Annotated in this window: 9 protein-coding genes and 1 tRNA gene; 5 read left to right on the top strand and 5 right to left on the bottom strand. The window is 60.1% G+C overall.

All coding sequences use genetic code 11. The features are described from left to right. Positions 1-530: ATP-binding cassette domain-containing protein (locus VMA09_09970; GenBank protein HUA33919.1), on the bottom strand; the 530-nt coding region annotated here is incomplete at its 3' end. Positions 531-694: 164 nt separating this feature from the next. Then, complete coding sequence (locus VMA09_09965; GenBank protein ID HUA33918.1) at positions 695-1,018, bottom strand: hypothetical protein; 324 nt, start codon at positions 1,016-1,018, stop codon at positions 695-697. 167 nt (positions 1,019-1,185) lie between these two features. Here VMA09_09965 and VMA09_09960 point away from each other — a divergent pair, with 167 nt between their 5' ends. The 3 genes from VMA09_09960 (at position 1,186) to VMA09_09950 (ending at position 4,530) form a co-directional block, all read left to right on the top strand. Further along, positions 1,186-2,031, top strand: a complete 846-nt coding sequence (locus VMA09_09960; protein HUA33917.1) for a helix-turn-helix transcriptional regulator — start codon at positions 1,186-1,188, stop codon at positions 2,029-2,031. 140 nt (positions 2,032-2,171) lie between these two features. Then, positions 2,172-4,130, top strand: coding sequence for a DUF3857 domain-containing transglutaminase family protein (locus VMA09_09955; protein HUA33916.1), 1,959 nt, complete (start codon positions 2,172-2,174; stop codon positions 4,128-4,130). 70 nt (positions 4,131-4,200) lie between these two features. Further along, positions 4,201-4,530, top strand: coding sequence for a hypothetical protein (locus tag VMA09_09950; protein ID HUA33915.1), 330 nt, complete (start codon positions 4,201-4,203; stop codon positions 4,528-4,530). A gap of 33 nt (positions 4,531-4,563) precedes the next feature. Here the strand turns inward: VMA09_09950 and VMA09_09945 are convergent, their stop codons facing one another. Next, positions 4,564-5,001: a c-type cytochrome gene (locus tag VMA09_09945; GenBank protein HUA33914.1), complete on the bottom strand. Its 438-nt coding sequence runs from the start codon at positions 4,999-5,001 to the stop codon at positions 4,564-4,566. Between the two features lie 58 nt (positions 5,002-5,059). Further along, on the bottom strand, positions 5,060-6,103 hold the full coding sequence (locus VMA09_09940; protein ID HUA33913.1) for a DUF933 domain-containing protein: 1,044 nt from the start codon (positions 6,101-6,103) through the stop codon (positions 5,060-5,062). A gap of 92 nt (positions 6,104-6,195) precedes the next feature. On the opposite strand from VMA09_09940, the gene VMA09_09935 reads away from it, so the two are divergent. Next, positions 6,196-7,476: a hypothetical protein gene (locus VMA09_09935; protein HUA33912.1), complete on the top strand. Its 1,281-nt coding sequence runs from the start codon at positions 6,196-6,198 to the stop codon at positions 7,474-7,476. A gap of 73 nt (positions 7,477-7,549) precedes the next feature. Further along, positions 7,550-7,625: transfer RNA gene (locus VMA09_09930), tRNA-Thr, on the top strand. 393 nt (positions 7,626-8,018) lie between these two features. On the opposite strand, the gene VMA09_09925 is transcribed toward VMA09_09930, so the two are convergent. Further along, positions 8,019-8,617 (bottom strand): CGNR zinc finger domain-containing protein (locus VMA09_09925; GenBank protein HUA33911.1); only part of this gene is annotated, 599 nt, incomplete at its 5' end.

The following is an 8,617-nucleotide window of genomic DNA, read 5'->3' as shown; positions in this document are numbered from 1 at the left end:
GAGGTCAGCTCATCGAGCAGCGTGCGATCGTGCGAGACGACGATCCCGATACCGCGAAAGCGCCGGAGCCCGTTCATCAGAAGCTCGCGCGCTTCGCGATCGAGATGATCGGTCGGCTCATCGAGCATCAGGATCGCGGGCTCCGAGGCGAGCGCGGCGCCGACCTGCCACCTTTTGCGCTCGCCCGGCGACAGCGTCGGCCATCGCGCGAGGTCGCCGCGATCGAGCGCAAGCTCGCCCTGGATCCGCTGCGAGACGCCATCGGTCGCGGCCGCGAACGCCGAGATGGCCGGCGTCAGCGTCTCGACGGTCTGCGGGCACAACTCGATGCGCGCGCCGCGCGGATCGAGATGAACTCCGCCGCCGCTCGGCTCGAGCTCGCCGCAAATCAACTTGAGCAAAGTCGATTTGCCGGCGCCGTTAGGCCCGACAACGCCCGTCCATCCCGCGCCGAGCTGAAAACTCGCGCCGGAAATAATCGAAACCGAATCTACGTATGAAAAATCGAGACGATCGAAACGAATGGACATGGTAACTGCTCCCGGACAGGGCGCGCTCACACAAGGCGCTCGCGCACATCGCAACTAGAACCGCAAAACTGGAGCAGTTACTTCTTCAAACCTTCAGGTCTCCCTGGCGGATGAGAGAAGGATATCGACCGCGTGGTTTCCGATCAACAATGCGCAGTTTCTGTTTAGTTGGATTTGAAGTCGTCCAATGCGATTTCACCGCAGCGGGAACAACGTCCGGTGGTAATTGCCAGTGCGCCGTTGAGTGCTTTCCTGCACCTCGGGCATTTCATCATTTTCGATTGATTCAAGATCGTGATGAGGCCGTAGCCCACGATCAGCGGGACAAGCCATGAATTGCCGGTGAATGACGCGAGGGTCGGAGAGACACCGTCCAGCGAAGGTATCGCGATCGCGCCGCCGACTATCGCAAAGGCAAAAATCCAATAGGTTCGGCCGTATAATCTAAGTCGTGCCTCTTCCTGCAAAACTAGTTGCGCGCGCGTCATGGATGCTGCCCCTGTGACTAATCTTTGCGACAGGATACCTAATGGTCATTCGCCACCATACCAAGTGTCATGGTCGAACATTCGACGTTTCTCGGTAGGCGGGCACTCTCACTTCATTACCTCGGAGGTAATGGCCCCGTGTTTGCGGCGCTGGTAGCGTCTTGGCCATGGACGAATCGAATGGCAGGATGGCGGTCGAGACTGGCGGCGTGGGGCCGCTGCTTCGGCGATGGCGCGAGTCGCGGCATCTGAGTCAGCTCGACCTTGCGCTGGAGGCGGAAGTGTCGAGCCGCCATATCAGCTTTCTCGAGACCGGGCGCGCGATGCCGAGCCGTGAGATGCTGTTGACTCTCGCGAACGTGCTCGACGTGCCGCTGCGCGAGCGCAACCTGCTGCTGCTCGCGGCCGGCTATGCGCCGGTCTATCGCGAGACCAGTCTCGACGATCCGCGGATGAGCAATATGCGCGCCGCGCTCGAGCTGATTCTAAGCCAGCACGAGCCGCGCAGCGCGTTTGCCTTCGATCGCTACTGGAACCTTGCGATGGTCAACGCGGCATTCGTGCGCTTTATCACGGCGGTGGCCGGCGAGAAGGCCGAGGGCCTCGTTCCACTCAAGGTGCTGAACCCATCGCGGCACAACCTGCTGCACCTGATGTTCGATCCGGGCGGCATACGTAAACTTATTGTCAACTGGCAGCCGATCGCGAAATCGCTGCTCAACCAGGCGCATCAGATGGCGGCGTGGTCGCGCGATGACCGCATGCATCAGCTCATCGCCGACGTGCTCTCGTATCCCGGCGTTCCCGCCAACTGGCGCGAGCCCGATCTCGAAGCGCAGCCCGCGCTGGTGCTGCCATTTGAGATCGATTTCGGCGGCGGCCGAATCGCCAGAATGTTCAGCACGGTGACGACGCTCTCAGCACCGCAGGACGTGACCCTGCAGGAGCTGCATATCGAGGCCTTCTACCCGGCCGACGAAGCAACGAAGGCAATGTCGTTCTACAACGATTGAGCTTCACGGCTTGGATCGCCTGCCGACGCGGAAGGGTGGCGAAATCTCGATAACATAGAGTGTAATATCGCTCGCATCTTGTTCCAGGCTGTGCGTCTCCATAATTTAGTTCCCGGCGCTGTTGGCGCTGGTGTAACTGAATGGCTGCAATCGATTTCTGCTTCGGAACACGCTCGCACAATCGCCCGCGAAACCAGATGGTCCGCTGGCGGATCAGCTTCCTGCGCATCTTTCTTATCCTGCTGACCATTGGCCTGAGCGGGCCGGCGGCGCGCGCCACCGCCAGCAAGCCGGCCGAGTCGAAGCCGTTCGCAGGCTATACGAAATACGCCTGGTATCGAGCGCGCTATGAGGTCAATGCCGACGGCACCGACGTTGAAACCTACGATATCGGGACCAAGGTCCTAAGCCAGCAAGGGATCGCCCAAGCGAATCAAACCTCGATCAACTACAGCGACACTCTCCAGCAGGCGCGGATTCTTGCCGCCTACACCCTCAAGAGCGACGGCCGCCGGATTGACGTGCCGGTGTCGAACTTCCAGGAGCAGATAAGTCAGGGCAGAGCAGGTAACTTGCCGATGTTCTCGGACGTGCGCAGCAAGACGGTCGCTTTCCCCGATGTAGCCGTCGGCGACACGGTCGTGATTTCGTATCAAATATTGGAGAAGACCGCGATGTTTCCCGGCAACTTCGCAGTCACCGAAACTTTTCCAAGTACCGACGTCTTCGATGCGGGGGAGGTTACTATCACCGCGCCAGCGTCGCTGCCGCTTTATGTGTATCAGCGCGGCGTCGATGGCGGTGAAGTCAAACATACGGGGGGCAGCGCGCGGCGGATCTGGCGATGGACTTATAAGAACCACAATGTTGTGGCGCAGGAAGATCATGCGGTTTCGGCGCTCGACTACGACCCCGTCATCGTCGCGACGACGTTCAAGGACTATGGGGCAGTGGCGGCGGCTTACAATGCTCGTGCGCAGCCGAAGGCCGCAGTCACTCCGCGGGTCACGCAGTTAGCCGAACAATTGACAAAAAATGTGACAAGTACACGCGCCCAGGCCAAGGCAATCTATGATTGGGTCGCGGTCAATATCCAGTATGCAAACAACGAGGCCGGGATCGGATCGGTAGTGCCCCATGCCGCCGACTTAGTAATCGCGAATCGGATGGGCGACTGCAAGGATCACACTACTTTGCTTAAAGCCTTGCTGGCCGCCAAAGGAATCGCCAGCGTACCGGTCCTGATCAATGCGGCCCCAACTTATTCACTGCCGCCGGTTGCGAGTCCAAATTTCGATCACATGATTAGCTACATCCCCACGCTTAATCTTTATGCCGATTCGACGTCCAGGTTCACGCCGTTCGGTGCGCTTCCGATCTCCGATTCGGACAAACCCGTGGTGCATACAATCGATTTTGCTGAAATCGAGCGCACGCCCGCATCTGGCTATCGCGACAACAAAGTGGATACGACGACCGATCTGACTATTCATGCCAACGGCGACGCCGAAGGCAGCACCACTGTCAGCGAGAGCGGCAGTGTCTCTGACGGCCTGCGTGCCGAGGCCCAGTACATTGATCCGACGATGAAAGAGCGCATGGTCCGGCAGGCTCTCGAGCACAGCGGCTTCGTCGGCACGGGTACGATGACGATGAGCGATCCCACTGATCTCTCCGATAAGAGCGAAATCGCCGTTCATTTCGCGCTGACCGATGCCTACACGATCCCTGGTCCGGCCGCACTGAATGTTTCGTCGCCGATGTCGGGCGCAGGTTCGGCGGTGGCGCGCTTTCTAAGTTCGGCCAACGAACAGCACACCGTGAACTTCCAATGCGCCGGTATCGCGGTGAAGGAACATTACGTGATGAAGCTGCCCGCAACGCTCAAGGTGCTTGCGCTTCCGCCCAACGTTGAACTGCACAACAAGATTCTCAGCTATCGCGCGACCTACGAACTGAAAGGGAGCGCGGTGCTCGCGTCGCGCGAATTGGAAGACCGGACTCCAACCAACGTCTGCACACCCGCCGATGCCGCTGCGGCGAAGGACTTCATCCGCAGTGTCCGGCACGATCTGCGTGCGCAGATACTCTATCAGTGATCATCGTTCACGCGTGGACCGGCCGCCCGCAGCTTGCTGCACGGCGGCGTAGGCGCTAAATCGCAGATCGATGAAGCATGCCAAGACGATCGCGCTCGCGGCGATTTCGCTTTTGGCGCTAATCGCGCTCGCCGGCGTCGGCGCTGTTTGGTTCGCCGCGATGCTCTACGGACTTATCCCGCTCGGAACGCGCCTGCTAAAGGCTGCACTAAACCTTCCGTCAAATCCTGTTCGATCCTTCGCAACGCTCGATATGCTGACGCTCATTGTCATGATGTCGCCGTGGGCGGCTATTGCTGCGCGGGTATACTGGTCAGTCGAGGGAGCGTGGCTCGACTTGCTCGATCCTCGCGGCCGAGCGCTTGACGCTGTGAGGACTCGAGCCTTGAAGAGCTCGTGAACAGGGCTGCCAACTCGGTTCGGACTGACCTGGCTATTTCGTCTGGATCGTTTCGAGGTAGTCGAGCAGGGAGTTGATCCTGCGCTTGACGGCTGCCTCGCTCTGGTCGCTGTACTCGTTGCCCTTGAGCTGGAAACTCAGTCCCCAAAGCGGCATTGGACTGTTGAAGTTGTAGTGATCCGGGACGCGCTGGCCGCCGTCGATCACGTTGTAAATCTTTTCGCGGGGAAATTTCCCGCCGTTGTGTGCGGCGAGCTGGGTTAGATCCGCGGGGCGGTAGCCGGGCTTGTTATTCGCGTCGGGACCGTCGCCCTTGGCATCGGCGCCGTGGCATCGCGCGCAGTTGTCTTTGAACTCCTCTGCGCCGGAAGTATCGGCCGCCGAGACCTTACCGATCAGCGACAAAACAAGAATCGCGATCGCGACCGATAGCGCAACTCGCAAGTAAATGTGGCGGTCAGGTGTCGACATCGGAGAGCGCTCGGTCATTGGATAAAATCTCAGTCGCCGTTGGTGCGGCGCGAATCTCTCAGACTTTGAAGCGGATATGAATCATGTCGCCGTCGCGCATCACGTAGTCGCGGCCTTCGAGGCGGAGCTTGCCGGCTTCCTTGACCTTGGCGTCGGACTTGAGCGCCTCGAAATCCTCGTAGCTCACGACTTCGGCGCGGATAAAGCCGCGCGCGATATCGGTGTGAATCACGCCGGCCGCTTCCAGAGCCGATTCGCCGCGTCTTAGTGACCATGCGTGGGCCTCGGGCTCACCGGCAGTGTAGAATGTGATTAGCCCGAGGTGATCATAGAGCGCGCGGATCAGGCGATCGCGCGCGGGCGCTGCGAGTCCCGCTCCGCCGAGCATTTCTTTTTGCCCGGCCTCGTCGAGCTCCCACAGCTCCGCTTCGAACGCCGCCGCGAGCCGGAAAACCTCGAGGCCATGCGCATGTACCGCGTCGTGCTCCGCCGCGCTCACATCCGCAGAGGCCCGCTCCTCCTCGCAGTTAACAGCGATGAGTGCAGGCTTGCGCGAGAGAAATCCGAAGCTCGAAAAAGCCTGCAGCTCCTGCGGCGTCAGATCGAATTGGCGCAGCGCCTTACCCTGTTCGAGCCATCCGATCACCTTTTCGAGCGCGGCGCGTTCGAAGTCGCTGCCTTTTTCCTTCTTCAGGCGCTCGAGCCGCCGCTCAGCCTGGTCGAAATCGGCAAACACCAGCTCGCTCTCGATACTCTCGAGCGTCGCGACGAGCTGGCGATCCATCGCGGCGAACTGCGGCACGACGATGAGGAGCGCATCCATGTCGCGCACGAGCGGGAGCAGCGTGGGATCGAGTGCGGCGCCTTCCTTCTGTTCCTTTGGATTCGGCGCGAAGTCGAGGATCGTCAGCTCGACCGGTATCTTCTTCTTCGAGCCGTAGGCCGCTTCGAGAAAATCGAGCCGCGGATCGGCGACTTTAATCTGGCCGGGACGCGCGCGATTCTTGCCCTCAGCCGCACCGGGGATTGGCGCAAGGCCGGTGAGCGCGTGAAAGACGGTAGATTTGCCGGCGCCGCGCGCGCCGATAATTCCTGTTTTCAATTGTAAAAGCTCCGAATCGGTTAGCGTTACATATCGCGCGGGGGCGTGAAAGGCGCGCGGAATTTAGTATAAGTGCGTCGGAGGCGAACCCCATGCCCACGGCACCCAAAGATTATCCGGCGCGCTATCCAATCGATTTCGGCGATATCGATTCAGCCGTGATTCAGCGGCCCGTGCAGCTCTATGCGGCCGACTTCGGCAAGTCGCGCGGCATCCTTTATATCCCGCCGCGTGGCAAGCCGCGCACAGTCGTGATCATGGCGCATCCGCGGGCAGAGTTCAGCATGCACTACTCGATTCCATACTGGGTCGAGGCGGGCTTCGCCGCGTTCGGCTTCAACACGCGGTACCTCAACAATGATTCGACGATGCTGCATGAGAACCTGCTGCTCGACCTGGCGGCGGGGATCAAGTTCCTGCGCGAGGAAGCGGGTTTCGAGCGCATCGTGATGCTTGGCAACTCGGGAGGAGGCTCGCTCTTCTCCTATTACGATTCGCAGGCACGCACGCCCAAGGGGGAGCGGGTCGCGGCGCCTCCCGGCGGCGGTCCGCCCGATCTCAACAAGTATGATTTCCCTACGGCCGACGGGTTCGTCGTGCTGGCGGCGCATCCGGGGCAGGGGATGGTGCTGATGTCGTGCCTCGACGCGGCGGTGGTCGACGAATCCGATCCGCTCGCGTCAGATCCGGAGCTCGACATGTACGACGAGCGTAACGGCTTTCGCACGCCTCCCGCCGAGAGCCGCTATTCGAAGGAGTTCCTCGACCGATATCGCGCGGCACAGCGTGTGCGATGCGCTCGAATCGACGCGATCGCACGGAGGCACATCGCCGAAGCGAGCCAGGGCCGGCTCGCGATGCGCGCGGCAGACTTCGCGTCGCGCTCGGTAGACGATCGCAATTACGCATCGCGCCGTGCGATGGCGCCGTGCTACATGATCGTCTATCGCACGCAGGCGAATCCGAATTATCTCGACTTGTCGATCGATCCGTCGGAGCGCGCAGTCGGATCGATAATCATGGCGCGGCCGGACCTCGGCAATTACTCGCCCTTTGGCCTCGGCAGGATCGTGACGCCCGACGCGTGGCTGTCGACATGGTCGGGATTGTCGTCATACGCGAAGACGGCGGCGAATCTGCCCAAGGTGACGGTGCCGACGCTGGTAGTGGGCGCGAACGGCGATCAGGACATCTTCAACGCGGACATCAAGGCGGAATACGAGGCATCGGGCGCATCGGATAAGACGATCGCGTTCATCGAAGGCGCGGATCATTTCATGCGCGCGGGCGGATCAAAATCGCATCTCGGCGATCCGCGCCCGCGCCTGATGAAGGTGCTGACAGAATGGACCCGCGAACGCTTCGCGCCATGAGGAGGGCCTTCCGCGGAACAGCAGGCTGAGCTAATCTCGAAGATTCAAGCTCGCCAGAAGAATCGAGCAGCAAGCCACCCTAGCTCAGTCGGTAGAGCAGCTGATTCGTAATCAGCAGGTCGTCGGTTCGAATCCGACGGGTGGCTCCAAAAAAATCCGGGATTTTTCCCGCTCCACCTTCCCGAAAATCATCTCCGGTGCCTATCGGGTGCCTGTACCGAAAAAATTAGGCTCCTCCGAATGTCAGGAACGGCTCGGCTAAGGCTTCGTCGCATCACCCAGCACCCGCCCCTCGCCTGGAAAGCCGGAAACGTCTGTCGGCACAAAAAAGGACACTCGACGCTCCATGATTCACGCCGCGGGATTGCTCCAGGCCCTGGCTCCTTGCTTGAGATCAGCTGTGCTTACGGCTAACTCCCTTTTAGCCCTATCGCCAATTGTAATCAGGTCAAAGTCACTGCCACTGCAGTTTCACAAGTTGGTCAAACTGCCTTTCTCGATGAAATCGGTGGCCGTTCTGCTCTTCTGAATTTCGTCCAGTGTCACGATTCCACTCGTACGCGGGGCCGACGTGCAAGTTTAACGGCTGCAGCAGTGCGCCCTCTGACCTGGCGCTCATACCGCGCCCGCTCGCGCTCAGCACGTTCCTTCCCGTGGGTCTTTCGGTACACGCGAGTCGCCATCTTGTTGGCGCAGCGGTGACTGCAATATTTCTGATTTTTCCGCTCAGCCAAAAATACCCTCAAGCACTCGGGTTCCTGGCACCGCTGGATTCTGAGAGGGGCCTCAACATCCTCATAGAGATCATCCAGCGCCACGCGTAGGACGGCATCTTCGAGATTCGCATCGCGATAGCTCAAGGCTCTTCCGGCCTCTGAGCCCAACTTTCCGGCGTCGAGGATTACACTACCGCCCGAGTAATCCGCGCGGAAGGATTTCCGGTCTGCAACTGCGCCAAGCAGACCAGCCACTCGATCAATCATGGCTTGGAGCCGAGTAGGTTTCTTCTCCAAATCGCTCACCTTCGCGTTGAGCGGTTCGTCAGATTCGAGGTCTAGCCATTGTCGTAATTCGTAAATCAGGTTCGGAAGGTCGCCGGGGCGCCCCTTAGCCAGTGAGGCAGCGTCGACGCGAGAGAGCT

It is taken from the genome of Candidatus Binataceae bacterium (genome assembly GCA_035508495.1).
In the GTDB taxonomy this organism is placed as follows: Bacteria; Desulfobacterota; Binatia; order Binatales; family Binataceae; genus JASHPB01.
Note: the sequence above shows the minus strand (reverse complement) of the source record. Positions and strands in the feature narration are given on the sequence as shown.

Coding starts and splice junctions, on each gene's coding strand:
- VMA09_09935 (HUA33912.1), top strand. CDS start 6,196: ATGCCCACGGCACCCAAAGATTATCCGGCGCGCTATCCAATCGATTTC.
- VMA09_09955 (HUA33916.1), top strand. CDS start 2,172: ATGGCTGCAATCGATTTCTGCTTCGGAACACGCTCGCACAATCGCCCG.
- VMA09_09945 (HUA33914.1), bottom strand. CDS start 5,001: ATGTCGACACCTGACCGCCACATTTACTTGCGAGTTGCGCTATCGGTC.
- VMA09_09950 (HUA33915.1), top strand. CDS start 4,201: ATGAAGCATGCCAAGACGATCGCGCTCGCGGCGATTTCGCTTTTGGCG.
- VMA09_09960 (HUA33917.1), top strand. CDS start 1,186: ATGGACGAATCGAATGGCAGGATGGCGGTCGAGACTGGCGGCGTGGGG.
- VMA09_09965 (HUA33918.1), bottom strand. CDS start 1,018: ATGACGCGCGCGCAACTAGTTTTGCAGGAAGAGGCACGACTTAGATTA.